This is a genomic window from Paenibacillus sp. FSL R7-0345, assembly GCF_038595055.1.
Classification (GTDB): domain Bacteria; phylum Bacillota; class Bacilli; order Paenibacillales; family Paenibacillaceae; genus Paenibacillus_AQ.
Genome location: NZ_CP152002.1, coordinates 6,072,568 through 6,095,000, shown reverse-complemented (window position 1 = coordinate 6,095,000; position 22,433 = coordinate 6,072,568). Strand labels below are relative to the sequence as shown.

Sequence of the window (22,433 nt, the reverse complement as noted above, 5' to 3'; positions counted from 1 at the left end):
GTTAACGCACCGGATTGTGGTTCCGGCATTCGTGGGTTCGAGACCCATCGGCCGCCCCTTTACTTTAAAAGATTTGGGCAATAATGTTAGTAACAGCTTCATATGGCGACTGTGGCGAAGGGGTTAACGCACCGGATTGTGGTTCCGGCATTCGTGGGTTCGAGACCCATCAGTCGCCCTTTATTATTAAATCAATGTTTTAAAATGAATATTGGGGATTAGCCAAGCGGTAAGGCAACGGACTTTGACTCCGTCATGCATAGGTTCAAATCCTATATCCCCAGCCATTTATGCGGACGTGGCTCAGCGGTAGAGCATCGCCTTGCCAAGGCGAGGGTCGCGGGTTCGATTCCCGTCGTCCGCTCCATTTTATGGCGCCATAGCCAAGTGGTAAGGCAAAGCTCTGCAAAAGCTTTATCCCCAGTTCGAGTCTGGGTGGCGCCTCCATTGATTTTTTGGAATAATCAGCTTGAATACGCCGGCGTGGCGGAATGGCAGACGCGCTCGACTCAAAATCGAGTGGGAAACCGTGGAGGTTCGAGTCCTCTCGCCGGTATACCAAAAAGGTGCATTAGAGAATATCTCTAATGCACCTTTTTTATTATTAACTAATGTAATCATTCCTCAAGCTTCAGCAGCAGCTGTTGTATACGTCGAGACATACCCGTAGGCTCTTCCTTCATGCCGCGTACGATCCAGTCCTCAATGACCCCGACTACCCCTGATGCAATAAATAAACTTTCTGTTTCGTCACCTGCTGATGATCTAACCTGATTTTTGTTATTCATAAGCATTTCCTGCAAAATCTTCTTTTTGAAAAACTGCTTAAATTTATCAGAGGTTAATAATTGGTCTTCCGGATTGGTAAGCATGTTAAACAACGTTTTGTTTTGATAAAGATAATCCGTAAGTTTATTTATAAAATGCATAATATCATGATGGTCCTTGATGGGAAAGGAATCATCATAGAATTGATTTAACTGTTCAAACATCTCTGTCTCAATTTCATTATATAAATCGTAGATGTCCTCATAATGCAAATAAAAAGTGCCTCTGCCGATATCAGCAAGCTCCGAGTTCTCCAGGACCGTTATTTTAGAAATGACCTTATTATTTAGTAATGCCAGAAAAGCCTGTTTGATGGATGCTTTAGTTCTAATCGATCGTCTGTCTCCCACAAATAACCCCGTTTCTGTAGAATTAGCATATGCCTGTTCATTAATAAACAAATCCAATGAATTGCACGAAGTCGCTACCTTGTTTACTGAATCATTTTCAGAGTATCCGTTGTTTCCGCTTATCCTGCCAGAGGGCAGGGACTATAAAGGTCACTTGTTTAGACTTAATTATACTAATACAAAATCTTATTATCAGTAAAAGGCGTGCTTTGTAGGAATCATGGATGGAAAAATTGTTTCTGCTGTTTTGTTGAAAAAAAGCGGGGCAAAGGGTCCGGGCATTGGTCAATATCTGTTTAATGGCGGATTAGCGCTGGCTGCTCAGCTTGGCATTAAGCGGATTTTTCATATCCTGAAGACACTGGATACAATGAAAGAGGCCTGTAAACGTTACGGGAGGGAGAGCTGGTATATCGATTCCTTTGCGGTGGCGAAGGGTTTTCAAGGAAAAAGCCTGGGGAGCACATTGTTTAATGCATTTCTATTTCCTTATATCAGGGAGCATGGGGGCGGGCGGATCATGCTTGTTACGCACACTGAACTGAACAAAAAGTTTTATTGTAAGAAGGGGTTGAGGTTTTTAACGAATTTGGCATTGGTCCAACGGGCGATTCAATCCCTAATTATAGTTTCGAGAAGATTATAAACCCTGTTTAATACTCATGAAGCCATTATTTTATCTAAAAAAGCGGAGAATACTCCACCCCCGATAGGGTGGGGATGAATCTGCGGTTGTTGACTTAAACCCGAACGCATGTGCTATAATATGGATAAGATTACCCAAAAAAGAGGTGTCACACATGCTGATTCATCAAGCCTATAAATACCGGATTTACCCCACACCGGAACAACAGCAACTCATAAGGCGTATGTTTGGCTGCTGCCGCTTTGTGTTCAATTACTTTTTGGACATTTGGAATCAAAGCTATGCGGAAACGGGAAAAGGCTTGTCCTATCACGCTTGTACGACACAACTCCCTGCACTAAAAGTACAATACGACTGGCTGAAAGAAGCCGATAGCATCGCTTTGCAGTCGGCTGCCCGTCATGTGGCGGATAGCTTTGATCGCTTTTTCAAAAAGCAAAATCAAGCGCCACGCTTCAAGAGCCGGAAGCATCCGATTCAAAGTTACACGACCAAATTCACGAACGGGAATATCGCCATTGAGGGGAGTCGCTTGAAGCTCCCGAAACTCGGCTGGATGACTTTTGCAAACTCCCGGAAGCTGGAAGGCCGGATATTGTCCGCTACCGTGCGTCAAAATGCCAGCGGGAAATTTTTCGTTTCGCTCGTTTGCGAAGTTGAAAAGAACCCACTGCCGCAAGTGGACGCACATATCGGCATCGACCTAGGTTTGAAAGAATACGCCGTATGCTCGAATGGGGAACGTTATGCCAATCCCCGCTTTTACCGCCAATATGAGAAAAAGCTGGCGCTTTGGCAGCGGCGGATGGCTCGGCGTACTCACGGCGGCTCCAACTGGAAGAAAGCGAAACAGCATGTCGCTCGCATTCACGAACGTATAGCGAATAAACGAAATGATTTTCTCCACCAACTGACAACGAAACTGATCCGTGAAAACCAAACGATTAGTATCGAACAGCTGCGTGTCGCGAATATGATTCAGAATCCCAAGCTTTCAAAATCCATCGCCGATGCGTCTTGGGGGGAGTGGGTACGGCAACTGACGTACAAAGCCCTATGGTATGGACGAACCCTTCGGATCGCAGGGATGTTCGAGCCGACCAGTCAGCGGTGTCACGTGTGTGGCACGATCCACCCCGAAGTAAAGAATCTTGCGGTTCGGGAATGGACGTGCATCGCTTGCGGTATGCTCCATGACCGTGATGTAAACGCCGCTCATAATATTGCCCAAGTAGCGGTTTAACAGCCACCTATCCCAATGATAGAACTGCGGGAACGCAGGGATCGCTTGCTAAATAAGAAGAGGTTACTCTTCTGTTCGCAAGAATCCGTCACTTCAAGCGTCAGCTAAGTGGGGGAGAATTCAACTGATTTGTTTATAGGTGTTCCAGCTTACAGTGAGATGTCCGATGGCGAAGACTGCGGCAGCGGCAGCAAAGAGAAGAGAGTCTATCCATACTGCAAGCAGACTAAAATAAAGAACCGGGAAGATGGCCAGTGGTAGAGGCAGAGGACCAAGCGGTTTAAATAACATGCTGAACGTTCTGCCGGACCGGTAGTAGCGTACCCAGCACATATAGTAAAAGATTAAACAGATTAACATTAACCCGCTTAAGGAGGTTATGGGCTGCACGGCGATCTCATGTCCAAACAGGATGGGTAAAGTGAAGCAGGCAATCTGACCGGCCCGTTCCAATATAGTGAAGATCACAGGCGGAGCAGTGATTGATGACGGAACATAATGCGGAGTAAAAAAGATAAATAGCAGATTTGGCAGCAGAATTAAAAGAGGCAAAATAAAACCAATGATATGCAGTCCCATTATTAAGCTCCGTTCTACGGTTGGATAATGAGTTAAAAGTAACTGAATGAGCTGCAGGCTGTCAAAGCATTCTGTCACTGCTGTTAAAATGAGCAAAACAAAAGAGTACTCCACCTGCCTTTGGGGCTGGTAAGAGTACTCTTCTTTATTTGTTGGGGTGCTATACAGGCTTGTCCGCTGCTTAAGGCAGCTTGTTGCCGGCAGCACGGTAAATTTCATACCATTCCTGACGTGTCAGGGTAATATCAGAAGCTTTAGCGATATCGAGCAGGCGCTGAGTGTTGGTTGTTCCGACAATCGGCTGCATACCGGCAGGGTGTCTGAGCAGCCAGGCGATGGCGATAGCGGTATCAGCGACTCCTTTTTCAGCCGCAAGCTTATTAATCACTTCGTTTAGCTCAGGGAATTTGTCGTTACCCAGAAATACCCCTTCAAAGAAACCGTACTGGAACGGGGACCAAGGCTGGATGGTCATATCGTGCAGGCGGCTGTACTCCAAAATTCCACCGTCATGCACTACGGATGCAGAGTTGGTCATGTTCACATTGAAGCCGGAATCAATCATACCGGAGACCATGATGCTAAGCTGCAGCTGGTTGAAGAGCAAGGGCTGCTGTACATTCTTTTTGAGCAGCTCAATTTGCAGCGGGTTCAGGTTGCTGACGCCGAAGTGTTTGACCATACCCTTTTGCTCAAGATAATCAAAGGCCTTAGCGACCTCCTCAGGCTCCATCAGAGTGTCCGGGCGGTGCAGCAGCAGTACATCAACATAATCCGTCTTCAGGCGCTTCAGGCTGTTCTCAACAGACGTTACAATATGATCCCTGGAAAAGTCGAAGAACCCGTCACGGATTCCGCATTTGGTCTGAATCAGCAGTTTGTCGCGCATACCCGGGCTTGCTGCTACCACATCTCCGAATACTTCTTCCGCTTTGCCGCCGGCATATATATCAGCATGGTCAAAAAAGTCAATTCCAGCCTCTAATGAACTGTGAATATGCACGTCTGCCTCTTTCGGGGAAAGCTCGGCAATCCGCATGCATCCTAAAGAGATTTCTGCTACTTCAAGCTGGCTGCTGCCTGCTTTCATTTTTTTTACCACTTTGCATTCACTCCTCATTTGTAGGGTTCCTGGTTTAGTGTAGACCTTAGAGTTAAGTGTAAGTCAACAGGTTTTTGAAGCGCTTTTAATTGCATGGAAATGGTGTTACTTTAGAGAAGGGCCGTAGCCTTACGGCAGAAGGGAGCTGCAATCATGGGATACAGCATAAAGACAATATCACAAAAAAGCGGACTGAGCCAATATACGCTGCGTTATTACGAAAGAGAGGGTGTTCTGCCTGAGGTCGCCCGGGACGAGCACGGAAACCGTTGCTTCCAGGATGAAGATCTGGAGCTGATTTCGCTGATTTGCTGCCTGAAGGATACCGGTATGCCGATTGCCGACATTAAACAGTTTATCTCGCTTTCCAAAGAGGGGCATAGTTCACTCCCCGAGCAGCGCAAACTGCTGCAGGAGCATAAGGTGCATATTGATGAGAAGATTAAATTTTTTCAGGCGTTTGCTGAGAAGGTCGAACATAAGATTGCTTATTTTGCTTCGCTGGAGGAGCGGGCAGAGGCCGAAAACAATTAATTCCAGAACGTGATGAATGTCGCTGATACGCTTGGAAGTATGCCGGAAAAACCCCGATTTGTTAGATTATATAACATATAAATTGGCTTTTTAATGACGAACTGCTTAAGTGTCTTGACGATAACATCTCTGATGATATGATTAGGGTAATTAAGAAAGCAAATTCAGAGCTGGAACGTTACGAAACATAACATTTTTATCGAATGGCTTTCTTGTAGGATGGACTAACAGAATAAGCTCTTGTATAAGCTCATTAATCGGTTTGAGCGTTTCGACCAGGCGACCGTAAATTGCCCCAGGCTACAAGAGGTGCGGGAAAAGAATTACTGTTCTATGTGCGGCTATTGTGGCAGCGTGTGAATGGTGTCTGCCCTGTACCTTTTGTAACCTGGGGTTTATTTGTCGTGCGCGGAAATGAATCTAAATTCAAAAGAAGAGGTGCGTATTCATGAGTTATGATCTGATCATTAAAAATGCCAACATTCCGCAAGGCGACAGACAGGTGCTGACAGATATTCTGGTGAACAATGGTGTGATCGTGGGCTTTGCCAAGGATATTGAGGCGGATGCGGCCGAGGTCATTGATGCCGGGGGCAAGCTGGTGCTGCCGGGCGTTATCGATTCGCATACACACTTTAATGATCCGGGGTTTACGCACCGTGAGGACTTCGTGACGGGAACGGCCAGTGCCGCAGCCGGCGGGGTAACGATGATTGTCGATATGCCTTGCTGCAGCGTGCCGTCAGTCCGTTCTGCAGATAACCTGTTCAATAAGTTGAATGCGCTGGAAGGCAAAGGGATTGTCGACTATGCGATGTGGGGAGGCATTACTGGCGAAGACGTACGCAATAATGTGCTGCCGGAGATCATCAGTGAGCAGATCGCCAATGGGGTAGTTGCTTTTAAAGTGTATATGACGCCGTCGGTGCCGAGCTACCCGCGTGTGACCGATCCGGAGATGCTGGAGGCTTTTGCCGCTGTATCACCTACGGGGCTGCCGATCGGCATTCATGCCGAGAACTTTGCCATCTGCGATTACTACACTAACAAGCTGAAGGGTGAGGGCCGCCTCGATTACCCGGCATGGGCAGAAGCGCGTATGGCGCTTGCTGAAAAAGCCGCAATCCAGCTGGGCATCAGCTTTGCTGAGGAGACAGGTGCCAGGCTGCATATCGTGCATATGAGCACCGGGGCAGGCAACGAGCTGATCCGTGAAGCCAAGCTGAAGGGAACCAAGGTGACTGCGGAATCCTGTCCGCACTACCTGACGCTGAATGCGGTAGACGCGATGACTGAGTTCGGTACGTTCGCCAAAATCGCGCCGCCGCTGCGCACAGCAAAGGATAATGAAGTACTGTGGCAGGGACTGGCGGACGGAACGATTGATTTTATGGCCACCGACCATGCGCCTTATGAAATTGCCACTGAGAAGGATGCGCCGGGCATGGATGTCTGGACTTCTTTTCCGGGAATCCCGGGGGTAGAGACACTGGTGCCGATTATGATCAGCGAAGGCTATAACAAAGGCCGGCTGAGCCTATCCAGACTGGTAGAGCTGCTGTGCACGAATCCGGCAGTCCACTACGGCCTGTATCCGAAAAAAGGTGCGCTAGAGATCGGTACGGACGCTGACTTCACCATTGTGGATCTGGAGAAAGAATGGACGCTGGATAAGGATCAGATGCACTGTAAGCCTAAATATACGCCGTTCCATGGTATGAAGCTTAAGGGTAAGGTGGATAAAACAATCGTCCGCGGCACGCTGGTCTACGACGATACGCTGGGGGTTGTCGGCAAGCCGGGCCACGGTGAATATGTGAAGCGCCAGACGATCAGCGAGCTTTCGCGCCTGCTGAAATACTAAACTGAAGGGAACGTGATTAATATGGGAAAACACGCAATAGTAGTCATAGATATGCTAAATGATTTTATTCATCCGGACGGGGCACTGACTTGTCCAAACGGAGCGGGGATCGTACCGGCGCTGCAGGACCTCATAGCGTTCAGCCACGAAAATGAGATCCAGGTGATCTTTGTACAGGAAGCACACCGCAAAAACGATGCCGACTTCCGGGTCCGGCCGGTTCATGCCATCAAGGGCAGCTGGGGGTCGGATTTCATTGCCGAGCTTACCCCGGATGAGTCGAAGGGTGATTATGTGGTGCAAAAGAGACGCCACAGCGCGTTCAGCTACACGGACATGGACCTGTTCCTGCGGGAAGAGGGCATCGATACGGTGGCAGTCACCGGCGTATGGACCAATGTCTGCGTCCGCTCGACGGCATCGGATGCGATGTACCATACGTACAAGGTAGTATGCATCAGCGATTGCTGCGCCTCTAAGGATGAGGAGATGCATCAGTCGGGGCTGCGCGACATCGGGATTTTTGGCGAAGTGGTAACGCTTGAGCAATATAAAGAGAAGTATGCGGTGGTAAAAGGCTAAACTTAGAACAATGATGAAGCTGATCTGTTAAAAACAAGCCCCTGTATCTCCCGGAGTGAATTCCGGAGCTGCAGGGGCTGTTTTGCGGATCAAGAGAACCGCTGCCGGTACTGGCGCGGCGAAATGCCCTCCAGCTTCATAAAGCTGGAGCTGAAGTAAGGCGCCTGGTTGAAGCCGACCTCCTCGGCGATCCGGGCAATCGGGAAGCTGGTCTGCATCAGCAGCAGCTTGCTCTGCTCGATCCGGTAGCGGAGCAGGTATTCCATCGGAGGACAGCCGTACTCCTGATTCATGCAGCGGGCGATGTAGACCGGATGGAAGTTGAGGCAGTCGCCCAGCATGCCGGTTGTAATCTCTTCGCGGTAATGGGCGCGGAGGAAGGAGGCCGCCTGCTCCGCACAGGCGGTGGACTGGGACGCGGACCGCTCACGGTGCACGGAGGCGGAGAGCTGCTGTAGCACCTCCTGGAACAGCATCTGCTGCTTGAAGCGGACGGCATCCAGGTGGGCGTTGACCTTAAGCAGCTCGAGCTGGGCGAGCAGCTCCTCCATCCTGGCCGGCTGCAGCAACGTCATATACTGTGACAGCCGGAGGCTGAAGGTACGGGCATTATACAAGTTGTAATGGGCAGACTCCTCCGTGGTATCCCGTTCACGGGGGGCTTCAGCATGACAGCTTGCGGAACACCACGGACCCGGGGTCTGAAAATGGAGCCAGTAGTAGGAGCCGTCCTCCCGGCAATCTGCTGTCCCGTAATGATGGCAGTCCGGGCGGAGGATCAGTGCCTCGCCTGCCTGTACTTCATACTTCCGGTCCTCTTCTCCGAGATAGAGACAGCCCTCCCGGACGACCAGCAGATCGAACACATTGATATTATGACGGTTCACATGACGGAAGCCCTGAGGGAAATGGGTAAGTCCGCTGATAATGTAATGCGGCAGCGGCGGGCTGGAGAATTGAAGCAGACTCATGGCGTCCTCCTGGAGATCAGGTTTAGAAATTGAAAGTTTAGGTTGGGAATTTGCTACATTTTCCAGAGTATATCACCTATAATTTACTCCTAGCAAGGTAATCTGCAGCCTGGTTACAGCAATAATTCCAAGAGCGCAGCAGGATGAGGGGGAGTTCATTTAGTGAAACCCAACGTGAAATTGAAGACAGGAAACGTCGGACTTTGGATGCTGGCCTGGCCGATTTTTATTGAGATTTTTCTGCAGACACTGCTGGGGACAGTGGATACCATTATGGTCAGCCGCATTTCGGACGATGCTGTGGCGGTCGTCGGGATATCGAACCAGCTGTTCGGGGCGCTGACAACACTGTTCACGACCTTTGCCGGCGGGGCGGGCATTCTGATTGCCCAGCGGCTCGGTTCAGGACGGCAGGAGGATGCGCGTGTAATCGCGATAATGGGTGTTACAGCAAGTACGGTGCTGGGGCTTATCGTCAGCGTGGTTATGTTTTTGTTCGCCGATCCAATCGGCGGTGCACTGAATATTTCCGGAGAGCTGATCCCGCTTGCCCATGTCTATCTGACTTATGTCGGCGGCGGACTGTTTCTGATCGGGCTGACCGCTTCCCTGGGCTCGGCGATCCGCAATACAGGCAATACCCGGGGGCCGATGTATACAGGGGTTGCGGTCAATGTGATCCATATTATTCTGAATTATATTTTTATCTTCGGGATGTTCGGGCTGCCGCAGCTGGGACTGGGCGGAATCGCCATCTCCAATGTAATCAGCAGAGGGCTTGGTGCAATTGTCCTGCTTGTGATGTTCTGCGGCGCCTTTGAACGCAGAATCCGGCTGCGGGACTTCGCTACCTTCAAGCGGAAGCTGTTCGGGGAGATTGTGAAGATCAGCTGGCCGCTGGGGCTGAACTCCTCCGCCTGGGTAGTATCACAGCTGGCCATTTACTCTTTTCTGGCTATGCTTGGGGCAAAAGAGCTGGCGGCCCGCACCTATCTGAACACGCTGGAATCCTTCTGCTTCACCCTGGGCTATGCAGTAGCGATGGCAGGCCAGATCCGGATTGCCACTTTATTCGGCGCACGTCAGCTGTCCGAGGTCTACCGCAGCGCTTTCCGGACGCTGTATATCGGGCTGGCGATTGTAAGTGCGAATGTCGTGCTGCTGTTCGCTTTTGGCAAGTCCCTGCTTGGTATGTTTACGGTGGACGGGGAGATTATCTCGATCGGGGTGACGCTGCTGGCGCTGAACCTGCTGCTGCAGCCGTGTAAAATGCTCAACATGGCCATGGGCAACGCACTTAACGCTATCGGGGATACCCGCTACACGATGACGATCTCGCTGATCAGCATGACGCTGATCGGGATCGGAGGGTCTTACCTGCTCGGCATCAGCTGGGGCTGGGGGCTGGTCGGTATCTACTGCTGCATGATTGCCGATGAAGCGGCGAGAGGGCTGCTGGTGCTGCGGCGCTGGCGCGGGCGGAAGGTGCTGTATGCAGCAGAGTCGCAGGATGGAGGTCTGCGGGCTGTCCAGGGCAAAGCGGCAGAGGCTTCTTTTTAAATAAGTAAATCTAATATTTACCCCGGTGCTTTCTTCTCGGAAGCGAGGCCGGGGCTTTTTGACGTGCGTATATAGGCCATTATCCTGTGATCCTGCACAAAAGTTGTAAAAGTTCACCCGCGGAACCGCAACATAATGCAGGAATACCCTGAAGCGCTACTATCCGGGCGGACGGGGCTTTTCTATACTTGGGGCATATACAGGCATAGGAGAGTGAGGGCTTTGAGACAGCGCACACGCAAGAGAGGAACACCGCTGGCCATAGAGCTTCCTTTACAGGGAGGCACTCCGGCAGCTTCACCGCTGGGGGCTGGCACCATAAAGAAGAAAAAGAAGGGCATTCTGCACGAGCTGATCCATAACCGGGTGTTATTCCTGATGCTGCTCCCGGCACTGCTGTTTTTCCTGATCAATTCGTATTTTCCGATGGTAGGCGTCTATTACGCATTCACCCAGTTTGACTTCAATTCGGGACTGTTTGATGCACCGTTCGTCGGGTTCAAGAACTTCGAGTTCTTATGGAAATCCGGCACGCTGGTGAAGCTTACCCTGAATACAATCGGCTACAATCTCGCTTTTATCCTGCTCGGCAACGTCCTGGCAATTGTCTGTGCAATCCTGCTCAGCGAGCTGCGCGTCAAATGGTTCAAAAAGCTGACCCAGTCGATCATGTTCCTTCCATACTTCGTATCCTTCGTTATTCTGAGTGTTATCGTGTACAACGTATTCAATTATGATAGCGGTTTCCTGAATACGCTGCTGGCCAGATTCGGTGCGGGTCCGGTCGATGTGTACAATAAGCCGCTGGTGTGGATTTTTCTGATCATTCTATTTTATCTATGGAAAAATCTCGGCTACAGCATGGTTATCTACCTCGCAGCTATTACGGGGATCAGCGACGAATATTATGAGGCGGCCAAAATCGACGGTGCGCACATTTTCCAGCGGATCTGGTATATCACAGTGCCGATGCTGAAATCGACCTTTGTGGTGCTGCTGCTGTTCTCGCTCGGCAGTATTATGAAGGGTCAGTTTGACCTCTTTTACCAGCTGATTGGAAACAACGGGGTGCTCTACAATACAACGGATATCTTGGACACGTATGTATTCCGTTCGCTTAAGGTGACGTTTGATATCGGGATGGCGACGGCGGCGGGGCTCTACCAATCCCTGTTCGGCTTCATTCTGATCATGACGGTCAATTACATTATCCGCAAAATAAACGATGACTACGCGCTGTTCTAGGAGGGGAGAAGAGGTATGCATATCAAAGACGATCATTATACAAGGCTTCTGCAAGGGCTGGCGTACGCGGTCATTATTATCGGCTCCCTGGCCTGCCTGATTCCGTTCCTGCTGATTATATCCGCCTCCCTGACGGCCAATGAGTCGATCATTAAGGACGGCTATCATCTGATTCCGGCGCAGTTTTCGGTCGAGGGCTACAAAACGGTGTTCACCTTCCCGGATGAGGTGCTGCGGGCTTACGGGGTTACGCTGTTTACGACGGTGACGGGAACGCTGACAGGACTGTTTTTTATGACGATGGCCGGGTATGTGCTGGCCCGCAAGGATTTTAAATACCGTAATACGTTCTCCTTCTATATCTACTTCACGACGCTGTTCGGCGGGGGGCTGGTGCCCTGGTACATCATGATTACCAAATACCTGCATCTGACGGATTCGTATGGGGCGCTGATTTTTCCGGGGCTGATGACTCCGTTCCTGATTATCCTGATGAAAAACTTTATCCGTTCGGCGGTTCCCGAGGAGCTGTTCGAATCTGCCAAAATCGACGGGGCCGGCGATTTCCGGATCTACTGGCGTATTGTGCTCCAGCTGTCGATGCCCGGCATTGCCACGGTGGGCCTGTTCCTCGCGCTGGCGTATTGGAATGATTGGTTCTCCTCCTCACTGTTCATCAATGATCCGCATAAATATCAGCTGCAGTTCCATCTGTACAATGTGATCAACTCTGCGGCATTTATCGCCAACATGGGCGCGGGCACCGGAGTCAGCCTGGGCAGTGACCTGCCGACGGAATCCACCAAGATGGCCATGGCCATTGTGGTCACCGGACCGATCCTGTTCCTGTACCCGTTCATCCAGCGGTATTTCGTAAAAGGCTTGACGATCGGGGCTGTAAAAGGTTAGAACCGAATAGTGGAGCACGCTCTTCAAGGGGGTGCCTGTTGTCCGGCTGACATAAAGGGAAGTTTGTAAATCAGGAGAACAAAACTTTTAGGAGGGTTCATGATGACAAAGAAAGCAGGCCGAAGATCTCTGGTTACGCTTACAACGGCGGCGCTGGCCTTATCGCTCCTTGCCGGCTGCGGCGGGAATAACAACGGCGGCAATAGTGCAAACGGGGCAAACAGCGGGGATGGCGGCAATGCAGGTACTCCTGCGGCAACAGAAAGCGCAAGTACAGCAGCTCCTGCAGAGACCGGTATCGATACGTCCAAGAAGGTGGAGCTCCAGTTCTACATGCTTGGGGATGCGCCGAAGGATCTGCCGATCATCCAGGACGAAATCAACAAAATGGCGCAGGAGGAGCTGAACGCTACCGTTAAATTCAATTACACCAGCTGGACGGACTGGGATCAGAAATATAAGCTGCTGCTGTCCTCCGGGCAGGCTATTGATCTGATTTTTACGGCGGACTGGACCCAATATCAATCGTATGCAAAACGCGGAGCTTTCCTGGCGATAGACGATCTGCTGCCTAAGGCTGCCCCTGAGCTGCAAAAGTTCGTCCCGGAATCGATGTGGGAGGATGTAAAGGTTGACGGCAAAATCTACACGGTACCTGCAACTTACAAGGAGTATGTGACCAACGGCTTTGTGTACCGCGAGGATCTGCGCAAGAAATATGATCTGCCGGTGCCAAAGGATCTGGCCAGCTATGAGGCTTACATGGACGGCATTGTCGCGAACGAGCCGGATCTGATGCCAATGTCCCTTAACAGCGATATCGGCAATAATCTGCATTACATTTATACAGAGCTTAACAAAATGGTCGGCGCACTCCCTTACGGGATGGGCGTAAAATATGATTCCCCGACTACGGTCTATTCCTACTGGGGCTCCGATGAGCAAAAAGAAGAGCTGAAAACGATGAAGCGCTGGGCGGACAAAGGCTTTATCCCTAAAAACGTGCTGAACATCAAGGACACGATGCAGGACCCGATTACTTCGGGCAAAGCGGCCAGCATGTTCGGGGATAACCCGACCCGCTATAATGACATGAAGATGAAGATCAGCACGACTCATCCCGAGTGGGAGCTGGCGTATTCTCCGTTCGGTCTGACTACCGGTTATGCTACGCCTGTGCATCCGATTCATAACGGTTTTGCGATTCCGAAGAGCAGCAAGAATCCGGAACGCGCACTGGCCTTCTATGAGAAGCTGGTACTCGACAAACGCTACAATCTGCTGACCCAGTACGGGATCGAGGGCAAGAACTACACCGTTGAGAACGGCTATTACAAGCTGGTCGGCACCAGCACCAGCAACGGCTTCTCCCGCGAAGGGATGAACGGCTGGGCCTGGCGGAATCCGGAGTATATGCTGTTTGACCAGGGCTTCGACGGAGTGAAGGCGATCTTTAATGAGCTGGATAAAATCCAGAAGCCGGACCTGTTCCTCGGCTTTGCGGAGGACTATTCCTCCTACCAGGCGGAAAAAGCGGCGCTGGAGCAGGTTGAGAAGCAGTACCTCTTCCCGCTGCAGGCCGGGCTTGTCGAGGACATCGACAAGGGGCTGGATACCTTCCTGCAGAAGGCCAAACAGGCCGGTCTGGAAAAGATCCAGGCGGAATGGACGAAGCAGTGGAATGCTTATGTGGCGGAAAAAGGTATTAAATAACGGAGGATGCCCCGGAGGCCAATGGCTTTTGGGGCTTTTTTTTGCCGCCGGATGATTGCGATATCAGTGCTTAAGCGGTCGCTCCGAAAATAGAATGTTGTTCCACCCGCTGTTGTGTCCAGATTTTCTGATTATACCTTGGCGGTAAAAATCCGGACACAAAGGCGGCCGCTGCCGCTGTTCCACAATCATTCTATTTTCTCCGCTGCTTTAAGCGGGGGGCTGCACAAACTGCGCAGCAAAGCCCGTCAGCCAGCGTCCTCCGGGGCAGGGGGAGGGGAGCAGCAGGAGAAAAGCCAGCCTCCGGTTGATTGGAGGCTGGCTTTGGGGATAAGGGCGGCATAAGAATAGGACAAGAGCAGCACAAGGCAGCTCAACGACAGCTCAGAGGCAGACAGCTAATGCTACAGTTACTTTTGGGGACTGGCCCAGATCAGGTGTACCATGCCCTGCCAGTGACTCTCCACCTTGTTGATGGTGAGGCCCGAATCACGGACCAGGCTTAAGATGTCACGGGTATGGTGGCAGCCGTAGATCCGGTAGAGCAGGGGATTCAGTGCCTTTAAGGCCAGGGAAAGAGCCGGGTTAGAACTGATTCCATGCTCCATTAGCAGGATTTGTCCGCCCGGTCTGCACCAGCGGCTGAGCTGTTCCAGTACCGGCAGCGGACGGGTGTAGCTGCAGAAGGATAAGGTGGACACGATAGTATCAAACGAATGTTCAGGGAAGCTTAGCTCTTCTATGTCTGAGCAGATGAAGGTGCTGTTCATCCGGTAATGGGCTGCCGCCTGTCTGGCCTTCACCAGCATACCACTGCTGAAATCCGCTGCGGTATGCTGGATGCCCGGAGGATAATACGGGAAATTGGCGCCTGCCCCTACGGCCAGCTCAAGGACCTCGCCTTTGGCGCAGCTTATGAGCTGGCGGCGCCAGCGTGTTTGATGTGCATCTTCCCGTTGATTGTCGTACCGGGCGGCCTGCTTATCGAAGATGCGGATCAGCTTCTGTTTTTCCACTTGCCAGTCACCCCGTTCCAGTATTGTTGCCTTTATTGTGCGGAAGAAAGAGACGGATGGCTATAACGTTGGTTACACTTCAGAGTTGCGCAGTAAGTAATAAGGACAGCAGTTGTCTATATCCATTATTGCCGGTATAAAGTAGCAGGTTCCTACCACCTTTGCAAGCCAGCCTCATTATGCATTTTTAGAGCGCCGGTAATCGTTAGGTGTCGTGCCGAAGCTGCGCTTGAACATCCGGTGCAGATAGGAGCTGCTGGTGAAGCCGCAGCGCTCGGCGATGACGGTAACCGGCAGGTCGGTATTCTCCAGCAGGCTGCATACCTCGCGCATCCGCATCTCCAGGATTACATCAACGATGCTGTTCAGGGTCTGCTGCTTGTAGAGACGGCTGATATAGATCGGTGACATATCCAGCTCATCAGCAATCTGGTTAAGGCTGAGACTCGGCTCCCGGTAGTTGTCCGCAATCTTTTGGTTGATCAGGCGGATCAGATCATGCTGCTTGGCATTTTTTTTCTCGGACAACTGCTCACGCATTTCACTGAATACGGCGGAGAAGGCCTCTTCCAGCTCTGTGACAGTTTCTACAGAATCCAAAGCTGGCAGAGCAGGTGTACCGTCACTTTGCAGGCGGTTGCGTTTCTGGACGGTGCTGATGATTTCTTTTATCGTTACACTGAGTCTCGATACGGCAAGCTGTACCGTATGGAAAGGGTAGTCCTGCGTTTCACGGATAATGGAGCTGAAATGCTCCATTGCTTCATCGGCCTTGCCGCACATGAGCGCGTCGGCGAGACGTTTTTCTTTTTCCGTCGGATAATGGTACGTTTGGGCCTGCAGTGCACTTATAGACTGCGCAGCTATGATACATCCATGTCCATAAAACAGCCGGTGGTTCGACGCGTCCTTAACCTGCTTATAAAGCTGGTGCAGCTGCTGGGCATTCCGGTCGATGTGGCTGTAGGTGAGTGTGAGGCTGATTTTCAGATAATCGGAGCAGGCCTGCTGAAGCTGGCGCAGGAGCGTCTCGATCAGTCCGGTGTCGGTGTATTCGCTAGGATCAACGATGTTCAGGAGCACCAGGATGCCGTCATCATTCATATCTACAGTTTCGACCCGGTAGGTCGTACCGCAGATTTCCGAAGCGATATTCATAATTGCAAATTTGTAAGCCAGCAGGTAGGAGGAGCGCTCATCCCGCAGCTCTTTGTAATTATCGATACGCAGCAGGATCATCCGGTAGTCATCATTAAAAGTAAAATGGATGCCAAGCTGTCTCAGCTTCTCCATCTGCTGAAGCGACTGCAGCGGCTTCAGGCCGAGAACGAGATCGCGCATTGTATTTTGCCGGATCATGAACATGCTGTCCCGCTTCTCACACTCCAGGACATTCATCTCTTTAACAATCCGGCTGATCGGCAAATACAGCGTCCTGGAGGTGAGCCAGGATAACCCGATTCCACCAATGAGAATGAGGGCGGCGATCAGCAGAGTGGCATTACGGATGCTGTCCGTCTGTCTGGTGATGATGTCATACGGCGTGATCCGCACATACTGCCAGCTCAGGGCATCCGGTGCAGTATAGGAAATTAGCGAATTCACACCCGCAAAGGTTCCGATAAAATAGCCCTCAGTATCTCCCTTGATCCTCTGCTTCACCCACAATGCTTCTTCAGGCCCCAGTTCCTGCTGCTCCAGACTGTTGCCGGACAGAAAGGTCCCCTTATCAGACAGAATAAAGGTAGCGCTTTCAGAATTTGCCGGAGTATTGATCTCCTTATTGATCCAAGGTGCAGAGATATTAACAATAACTGCGGAATTAATGGAACGGTCCCAGCCGATGGCGTCATAGCACAAAAAAGTATAGGCCCGGACCTGGTCATTCTCCTTGGCGCCGTTCGAGTAGACGCGGGGGATCGGTGTAAACGGCTTGTATTCCTCGTAATGGTTCAAAATATCAAGAATGCCCTTATCCACCAGCTCACGCTCGGTAAAAACACCGTTCTGGCCGTGGGAGGAAGCAATGTATAGCTTGGCGTTTTTTGGGTTATAGACATAAATGGACTCAATGTAAGGCATGGAGCTTAAATAGTTCCCGAGCTCGGACATGGCGGCGGTAACGTCGTAGATGTCGGGCTTGTCGTAGAGGACGATTTTGGAGATAGTGCTGTTGCGGTAAATTTGAAAAGAAAGGGATTGTGCAGCCTCGTTCATATTCACAACCTCTTTGCTGGTCTGGGTGAGGTTGCTGAGGTCGGAGCGGAAGGCCTGGGTTTTCTCGACGCCGATGTAGTAGTTGTAATAAATGATGGTGGAGGCAAGGAAGGTTAAGGATACGCAAAGCGTCATGCTGACCAATATCCGGCTGTACAGTGCTCTCCGGCTGCTGAGCTTGTTCAGTCTCATTGTCATCCCCCTGAATTCATTCTGTGTTCTGGCAGCCAGGGCTGCATCTGTATTGTTCACAGTAATAAGTATAAGCTTCACAGGGTGAACAGAACAGTGCAGCAAGCTGACAACCGTGCACAAACCGGAATTCCGGGGGAGTGAACAAAAGTGATATTCCTGTACAAAAGCGACTAACCCGTAATCTGCATCAGCAGCGGCGTGACCTTGAACCCGTTGACCGGAGCCAGATCCTGCGAGCAGGAGGAGAGGGCGACAATCACATCCGTCAGGGCTAGCAGAGCTACAAAATCACCGGGCTTCGAAAGCGGTTCTTCAATCACATAATCCAGGTTCTCGTCCAGCGCGTTGTTCATAAACCAGTTGATCGGATCGGGCAGCTCCCGGTTCCCCAGGCCATGTTGCTGCAGTGCCTGCTGGAGGTTATCATGACAGTTCGGATGCTCCTCCAGCCCGAAATCCACTTTATAACGGTAATAATCACACGCCGGAAAAAAGAAATCATGCCGCCCCACCGTATCCTGGGTCAGCTGCATCAGCGGCTGCCGGCGGTTGCTGTACAGGCCGTCGCCGATCTTCAGGCGGATGCTGCTGAGCGAAGCCCGCATATGAACAGGGGAGACATGCTCATCCGGATCAGCGGCATTAAAGCAGACAAAATCACCGACCTGCTTGCCTTCCACATCGATAATATAGAGCGTCTGGCCTTTGCGGACGAGTGCGCTTCTGCCCTCGTAGGCCGGGACAGGGATTTCTTCGATTAATGCTCTGTTTCTCATCTGCTTCACCTGCTTAATCATTTATTCAATGAATACTGCAACAGCCCGGATCGGGGAGCCGGTGCCTTTACGGATTTTGAGCGGGAGTCCGAAATAGAGGAAGCGCTTCTGCGCGATCAGGTTGAGGTTGCAGAGGTTCTCGGTGTTGGTCAGCTTGTATTCACGGCAGATCAGATGTCCGGCAAAGGAGGTGTCCAGCGGATTGTCAATCGACGGTGCATCAATGCCGATGTTGACAACACCCTGCTTCGCCAGCCACTCGGCCGCACCGTAATCCAGCCCTGTATAGCGGGTAAGCCATTCGTCAGTACCATACGCACGGTTATAGTGGCCGGTGTAGAGCAGCACGATATCGCCTTTATCGAGGTGAAGATAGCCTCTGCTTAGCGCCAGCTCCAAATCGCTGCGGGTAATATAGGCATCCGGTGAAATATGGGAGAGGTCAAGGCAGACAGCCGGGCCGTAAAAATACTCCAGCGGCATCTCATCGATCGTCGCCCCCTGCGGGTCATATTCATAGATGGCATCGCTGTGGGTCGGGCCATGCTCGTTGATGAGCAGGTTGTTGGTGGCGAACTCGAAGCCGAGCTTCCGCCTGCTCTCCTCATGGCTCATATTTGGAAATATCATCGTCTTCTGATGCGGCGGAAACACCGGCATCCCCTGATAGATTTCCTGGGAAAGATCGATTACCTGGATTCCCATGGAAGAGGCCTCCTTTTGTTTGTTGTGGTAAAAGCTGTGAGTCTGACCGGGTATTTCTGGTGGCGGCGGGTGAAGCGCTACTTTAGAGCAGAGAGGGTAAAGTGTAGGAGCTCCAGTGCCGGTCAGGCCAGCGGCGACAGTACAGTGAAGGCATCCGCATCGATCAGGCCGATGTCGGTAATCTTCCACGCCGGGCTGGTGACGAGTGAGAGGAAGGAGAGGTGCATGAACGGGACATGCAGCGTGCAGCCCAGCTCCTCACGGGCCAGCCGGTGCAGCTCGGTGATACGCGCGCTCATCTCTTTGCCGGTCAGCTCATCGGTCATCAGGCCGCCGATCCGCAGCGGCAGATCACCGACCACCTTGCCGCCCTCAATCATCGCGATTCCGCCGTCCATGGCAATCACCCGGTTGACCGCAGTCACCATATCGGCGTAATTGGTGCCGGTGACAATGATGTTGTGGGTGTCGTGGGCCACACTTTCGGCGATGGCCCCGGCCTTAAGCTTCATGCCGCGGACAAAGGTTTTGCCGATTTTGCCGCTGCGGCCGTGCCTTTCAACGACAAGCAGGGGCAGGAGGTCATTGTCTACCGACGGCTGGACGACACCGTCTTGGACCTGGGCGGTGTAGATGCCGGCTCCGGTCAGGTTCTGGTCCGGGATTACCTCGATGGCCCGGACCCGGACACTGCCGTGTGCTCCGCCGGAGGAGAGCTGCAGGTCTTCCAGCTTGACCGGTTTCCGCTTGACCGACTTTTTGACGGATTCGGGATAAATGTAAGACGGGATATCACGGGTCAGCTCACCGTTCTCTGCGAGTTTGACTCCGCCGATATATACCTGGGCAACGGTCATTTGCGCCAGATCGCTGATGACGGCGATGTCGGCTTTTTTGCCGGGGGCAAGCAGTCCGATATCCTGGAAGCCAAAATGGGCAGCCGGATTGATCGTCACCATCTGGATGGCTTCAACGGGATCTATGCCTACAGCAATCGTCCGGCGGACAATATCGTTCATATGCCCGTATTTCAGCAGGTCCTCAGGGACCATATCGTCGGAGACGAGGATGGCTCGCCGGGAGTCCATTCCTTCCTCGGTAATAGCGCGGATACATTCAGCCATATTGCGCTGCGAGGAGCCTTCACGCATGAACACGCTGACCCCGTAGCGCAGCTTCTCCATCATTTCTTCCTTGGTTGTTGTCTCGTGGCAGGAGACATTGCCGCCGCCGCAGATAATGTGGGCCGCCAGCTCCGGGCCGGACAGGCCGGGGGCGTTGCCTTCAATGGTTTTGCCGATGGATTTGGCATAAGAGACGGAAGCCAGCAGATCGTCTATCAGAAAAGGTGCGTTGTTGTACACCGGATGGACGTTGCTGAAGCCCTGCAGCTCCCCGATGCCCTGCACATAATCATCGTTCAACAGGTCCTGCATATCCTGGGAGGTGATATCTGCACCTGCGGTTTCCAGGCCGGGCACATCGGGAGTAAGACAAGGGACAGTGAACAGGACACGGTTAGGCAGGGTGCGGGCCTCCTCGATCATCGCCTTCATGCCGGGTACACCCAGCACATTGCCTATTTCATGCGGGTCGGCTACCAGGGTGGTTGTCCCTGTAGGAATGGACAGCTTCGAGAACTCCGTAACCGTCAGCATTGCACTTTCAAAATGCATGTGGGAATCGATGAAGCCAGGGCTTATAAACTTGCCGCTCACGTCTTCGACAACTGTAGCAGGCCCGATAAGCTTATCGGCCTGACCGACAAGCAGAATCCGGTCGCCTTTAACGGCAACATCGCCGGGATAAATCTCCCGGGTAATGACGTTGATAATGAAGCCGCCCTTCAGCACCAGATCGGCATAAGCGCTGCCGGAGAGCAGCACATCAATCATCCGCCGGCGGTGAATGGCATCTTTTAACTCAGTAGTGATCATCTGTTATACACCTCCTGGCTTGGCGCAATCTATACTGTCCACGATTCCGACAATCGCGGCATCAACCGGGGCATTCGGCTGCTGTGCTGCTCTTGAGGCCACGCTGCCCACTGCATAAATGATTGTCTCGCCGATTCCCGCGCCTACGGTATCTACGGCGACGATTGGCTGACCAGCCGTTGTAAGGTCGGGCAGGATCGGCTGAACGATGAGCAGTTTGGCGCCGATGAGATTGTCATCTTTTCTCGTTGCCACGACATGCCCCGTAATGATTCCCAGCTTCATGTGATTGTCACCTCGTATGCTTGATGGTTGGAATTAAAGGATGATTTCTATGTCATGCTGCCTGGCAAGATCTGCGGCAAGCGGAGTGATTACAGCCTGGGCTGACAGTCTGATCGACGTTCGGCCAAGGGTTACTGCGTCCTGAATATCCTCTGCGGTGAGCACCTGCTTGTGTAGCCGTGGCTGTGCGGAGGTAATCCAATGGTTCACCTGATCCGGCTCAAGCAGTGTTATACCGAAGTCTTCGATACCTTCCAGCTTATTCTTTAGTGCTGCTTGTAGCCCGGGTGGGGCATGTAGCAGGCCTTGCTCTCCCCAGCAGTAATGGCCCGGATTAGACCCGAGTGTTAATGCGCCGACTGGCTTGCCGGCGCAGATGAAGCGAATAATCAGTTCTACGTAAGGATCACCGGCATCCAGCATGGATAAGCGGGATAGCAGGGGGAGTGAGAGAACCGGAATGAACAGAAGATCAGCGGCCACCGGTGCAAGTGAGCGGAGCGCAGCGGAGGTAGCGATATCGTCGATTCCTGTTTTTGCCGCCAGCTGTTGAGCTGTGTGATTGTGGAGAAGCTGCTCATCTACTGCAAGCTTAAGCCTCATCCTGGAACGCTCCAGCTGGCGGATGGCAGTAAAGCCTTCCTCCGTTCCGATGAAACTGCTGGTTAGCAGAATTAGGACACGGGGATAGTCCTTATTCAGCTTCTGTTCTCTGGACCGGTAGGCCAGGCTGAGCAGGGTATTGGCTGCAACCGTACTATGCCGGCTGTCCATGGCCTTGATTATTCAATGCCCTTGGACAGAAGGGCGCGTTCAACTTCACTGTGCGGGCGCGGAATGACATGCACCGACACCAGCTCCCCGACACGCTTGGCAGCGGCAGCACCCGCATCGGTTGCGGCTTTTACTGCACCGACATCGCCCCGGACCATTACGGTTACGAGACCGAAGCCGATTTTTTCGTAGCCGCAAATCTCCACGTTAGCTGCTTTCACCATTGCATCCGCCGCTTCAATTGCGCCTACCAGACCTTTTGTTTCGATCAAGCCGAGTGATTCTCCCATGTGAATAACCTCCGTTAAATTAAAATATAAATTGTAGAAAAGACTAAATTAATATTTAAATTGCAGAAACGATACTGACTTCATGAGGGCTGAAGGCTGTTAAGATATTTAG

General features: G+C 51.8%; 21 protein-coding genes, 6 tRNA genes and 1 riboswitch (1 of these 28 running past the window's edge). Of the genes, 15 read left to right on the top strand and 12 right to left on the bottom strand.

Annotated elements, in window-relative coordinates; all coding sequences use genetic code 11:
* The 6 genes from NST84_RS26330 to NST84_RS26305 all read left to right on the top strand — a co-directional run.
* Positions 1-56 (top strand) — tRNA-His (locus NST84_RS26330) (it extends 17 nt beyond the left edge of the window).
* Between the two features lie 49 nt (positions 57-105).
* A tRNA-His gene (locus NST84_RS26325) sits at positions 106-178 on the top strand.
* Between the two features lie 34 nt (positions 179-212).
* Positions 213-287, top strand: a tRNA-Gln gene (locus NST84_RS26320).
* Between the two features lie 5 nt (positions 288-292).
* Positions 293-367: transfer RNA gene (locus NST84_RS26315), tRNA-Gly, on the top strand.
* A 6-nt stretch (positions 368-373) separates the two neighbouring features.
* Positions 374-447: transfer RNA gene (locus NST84_RS26310), tRNA-Cys, on the top strand.
* A 30-nt stretch (positions 448-477) separates the two neighbouring features.
* A tRNA-Leu gene (locus NST84_RS26305) sits at positions 478-556 on the top strand.
* A 61-nt stretch (positions 557-617) separates the two neighbouring features.
* Here the strand turns inward: NST84_RS26305 and NST84_RS26300 are convergent.
* Positions 618-1,235, bottom strand: coding sequence for a TetR-like C-terminal domain-containing protein (locus tag NST84_RS26300; protein WP_342563031.1), 618 nt, complete (start codon positions 1,233-1,235; stop codon positions 618-620).
* 163 nt (positions 1,236-1,398) lie between these two features.
* Here NST84_RS26300 and NST84_RS26295 point away from each other — a divergent pair, with 163 nt between their 5' ends.
* Both NST84_RS26295 and tnpB read left to right on the top strand, forming a co-directional pair.
* Positions 1,399-1,824, top strand: a complete 426-nt coding sequence (locus tag NST84_RS26295) for a GNAT family N-acetyltransferase (protein ID WP_342563030.1) — start codon at positions 1,399-1,401, stop codon at positions 1,822-1,824.
* 154 nt (positions 1,825-1,978) lie between these two features.
* Positions 1,979-3,067 (top strand): IS200/IS605 family element RNA-guided endonuclease TnpB, encoded by a 1,089-nt coding sequence (gene tnpB, locus NST84_RS26290; protein ID WP_342563029.1) that lies wholly within the window; start codon positions 1,979-1,981, stop codon positions 3,065-3,067.
* Between the two features lie 120 nt (positions 3,068-3,187).
* On the opposite strand, the gene NST84_RS26285 is transcribed toward tnpB, so the two are convergent.
* Together NST84_RS26285 and NST84_RS26280 are read right to left on the bottom strand one after the other, a co-directional pair.
* Positions 3,188-3,865 carry a hypothetical protein gene (locus NST84_RS26285; protein ID WP_342563028.1) on the bottom strand — a complete coding sequence of 226 codons (678 nt, stop codon included), beginning with the start codon at positions 3,863-3,865 and terminating at the stop codon, positions 3,188-3,190.
* On the bottom strand, positions 3,828-4,766 hold the full coding sequence (locus NST84_RS26280; RefSeq protein WP_342563027.1) for an aldo/keto reductase: 939 nt from the start codon (positions 4,764-4,766) through the stop codon (positions 3,828-3,830). Before NST84_RS26280 ends, NST84_RS26285 begins: the two co-directional genes overlap by 38 nt.
* A 135-nt stretch (positions 4,767-4,901) precedes the next feature.
* Between NST84_RS26280 and NST84_RS26275 the strand changes: the two genes are divergently transcribed.
* From NST84_RS26275 to NST84_RS26265, 3 genes are all read left to right on the top strand, one after another.
* Positions 4,902-5,282 carry a MerR family transcriptional regulator gene (locus NST84_RS26275; RefSeq protein ID WP_342563026.1) on the top strand — a complete coding sequence of 127 codons (381 nt, stop codon included), beginning with the start codon at positions 4,902-4,904 and terminating at the stop codon, positions 5,280-5,282.
* A 220-nt stretch (positions 5,283-5,502) separates the two neighbouring features.
* Positions 5,503-5,605: riboswitch (purine riboswitch) on the top strand.
* A gap of 125 nt (positions 5,606-5,730) precedes the next feature.
* Positions 5,731-7,146, top strand: a complete 1,416-nt coding sequence (allB, locus tag NST84_RS26270; protein WP_342563025.1) for an allantoinase AllB — start codon at positions 5,731-5,733, stop codon at positions 7,144-7,146.
* A 21-nt stretch (positions 7,147-7,167) separates the two neighbouring features.
* Complete coding sequence (locus tag NST84_RS26265; RefSeq protein ID WP_342563024.1) at positions 7,168-7,728, top strand: cysteine hydrolase; 561 nt, start codon at positions 7,168-7,170, stop codon at positions 7,726-7,728.
* Positions 7,729-7,817: 89 nt separating this feature from the next.
* Here the strand turns inward: NST84_RS26265 and NST84_RS26260 are convergent, their stop codons facing one another.
* A complete protein-coding gene (locus NST84_RS26260; RefSeq protein WP_342563023.1) occupies positions 7,818-8,699 on the bottom strand; it encodes an AraC family transcriptional regulator in 882 nt (293 codons plus the stop codon).
* Positions 8,700-8,906: 207 nt separating this feature from the next.
* Between NST84_RS26260 and NST84_RS26255 the strand changes: the two genes are divergently transcribed.
* From NST84_RS26255 to NST84_RS26240, 4 genes are all read left to right on the top strand, one after another.
* Positions 8,907-10,259 (top strand): MATE family efflux transporter, encoded by a 1,353-nt coding sequence (locus tag NST84_RS26255; RefSeq protein WP_342566530.1) that lies wholly within the window; start codon positions 8,907-8,909, stop codon positions 10,257-10,259.
* Between the two features lie 378 nt (positions 10,260-10,637).
* Positions 10,638-11,504: an ABC transporter permease subunit gene (locus tag NST84_RS26250; RefSeq protein WP_231574944.1), complete on the top strand. Its 867-nt coding sequence runs from the start codon at positions 10,638-10,640 to the stop codon at positions 11,502-11,504.
* A 15-nt stretch (positions 11,505-11,519) separates the two neighbouring features.
* Positions 11,520-12,413, top strand: coding sequence for a carbohydrate ABC transporter permease (locus NST84_RS26245; RefSeq protein ID WP_342563022.1), 894 nt, complete (start codon positions 11,520-11,522; stop codon positions 12,411-12,413).
* A 102-nt stretch (positions 12,414-12,515) separates the two neighbouring features.
* Positions 12,516-14,126 (top strand): extracellular solute-binding protein, encoded by a 1,611-nt coding sequence (locus tag NST84_RS26240; RefSeq protein WP_342563021.1) that lies wholly within the window; start codon positions 12,516-12,518, stop codon positions 14,124-14,126.
* A 410-nt stretch (positions 14,127-14,536) separates the two neighbouring features.
* On the opposite strand, the gene NST84_RS26235 is transcribed toward NST84_RS26240, so the two are convergent.
* From NST84_RS26235 to NST84_RS26200, 8 genes are all read right to left on the bottom strand, one after another.
* Positions 14,537-15,142 (bottom strand): class I SAM-dependent methyltransferase, encoded by a 606-nt coding sequence (locus NST84_RS26235; RefSeq protein ID WP_342563020.1) that lies wholly within the window; start codon positions 15,140-15,142, stop codon positions 14,537-14,539.
* Between the two features lie 177 nt (positions 15,143-15,319).
* Positions 15,320-17,632: a helix-turn-helix domain-containing protein gene (locus NST84_RS26230; RefSeq protein WP_342563019.1), complete on the bottom strand. Its 2,313-nt coding sequence runs from the start codon at positions 17,630-17,632 to the stop codon at positions 15,320-15,322.
* A 92-nt stretch (positions 17,633-17,724) separates the two neighbouring features.
* Entirely contained in the window at positions 17,725-18,330 is a 606-nt protein-coding gene (locus NST84_RS26225; protein WP_342563018.1) for an urea carboxylase-associated family protein, read from the bottom strand.
* Between the two features lie 21 nt (positions 18,331-18,351).
* Entirely contained in the window at positions 18,352-19,035 is a 684-nt protein-coding gene (locus tag NST84_RS26220) for a cyclase family protein (RefSeq protein ID WP_342563017.1), read from the bottom strand.
* 122 nt (positions 19,036-19,157) lie between these two features.
* The gene (locus tag NST84_RS26215; RefSeq protein ID WP_342563016.1) at positions 19,158-20,972 is read right to left on the bottom strand and encodes an adenine deaminase C-terminal domain-containing protein; all 1,815 of its coding nucleotides are present in this window, start codon (positions 20,970-20,972) and stop codon (positions 19,158-19,160) included.
* 3 nt (positions 20,973-20,975) lie between these two features.
* Positions 20,976-21,257: a EutN/CcmL family microcompartment protein gene (locus NST84_RS26210; protein WP_342563015.1), complete on the bottom strand. Its 282-nt coding sequence runs from the start codon at positions 21,255-21,257 to the stop codon at positions 20,976-20,978.
* A 33-nt stretch (positions 21,258-21,290) separates the two neighbouring features.
* Positions 21,291-22,031 (bottom strand): hypothetical protein, encoded by a 741-nt coding sequence (locus NST84_RS26205; RefSeq protein WP_342563014.1) that lies wholly within the window; start codon positions 22,029-22,031, stop codon positions 21,291-21,293.
* Positions 22,032-22,039: 8 nt separating this feature from the next.
* Positions 22,040-22,321: a BMC domain-containing protein gene (locus NST84_RS26200; RefSeq protein ID WP_019908484.1), complete on the bottom strand. Its 282-nt coding sequence runs from the start codon at positions 22,319-22,321 to the stop codon at positions 22,040-22,042.
* Between the last annotated feature and the right edge of the window lie 112 nt (positions 22,322-22,433).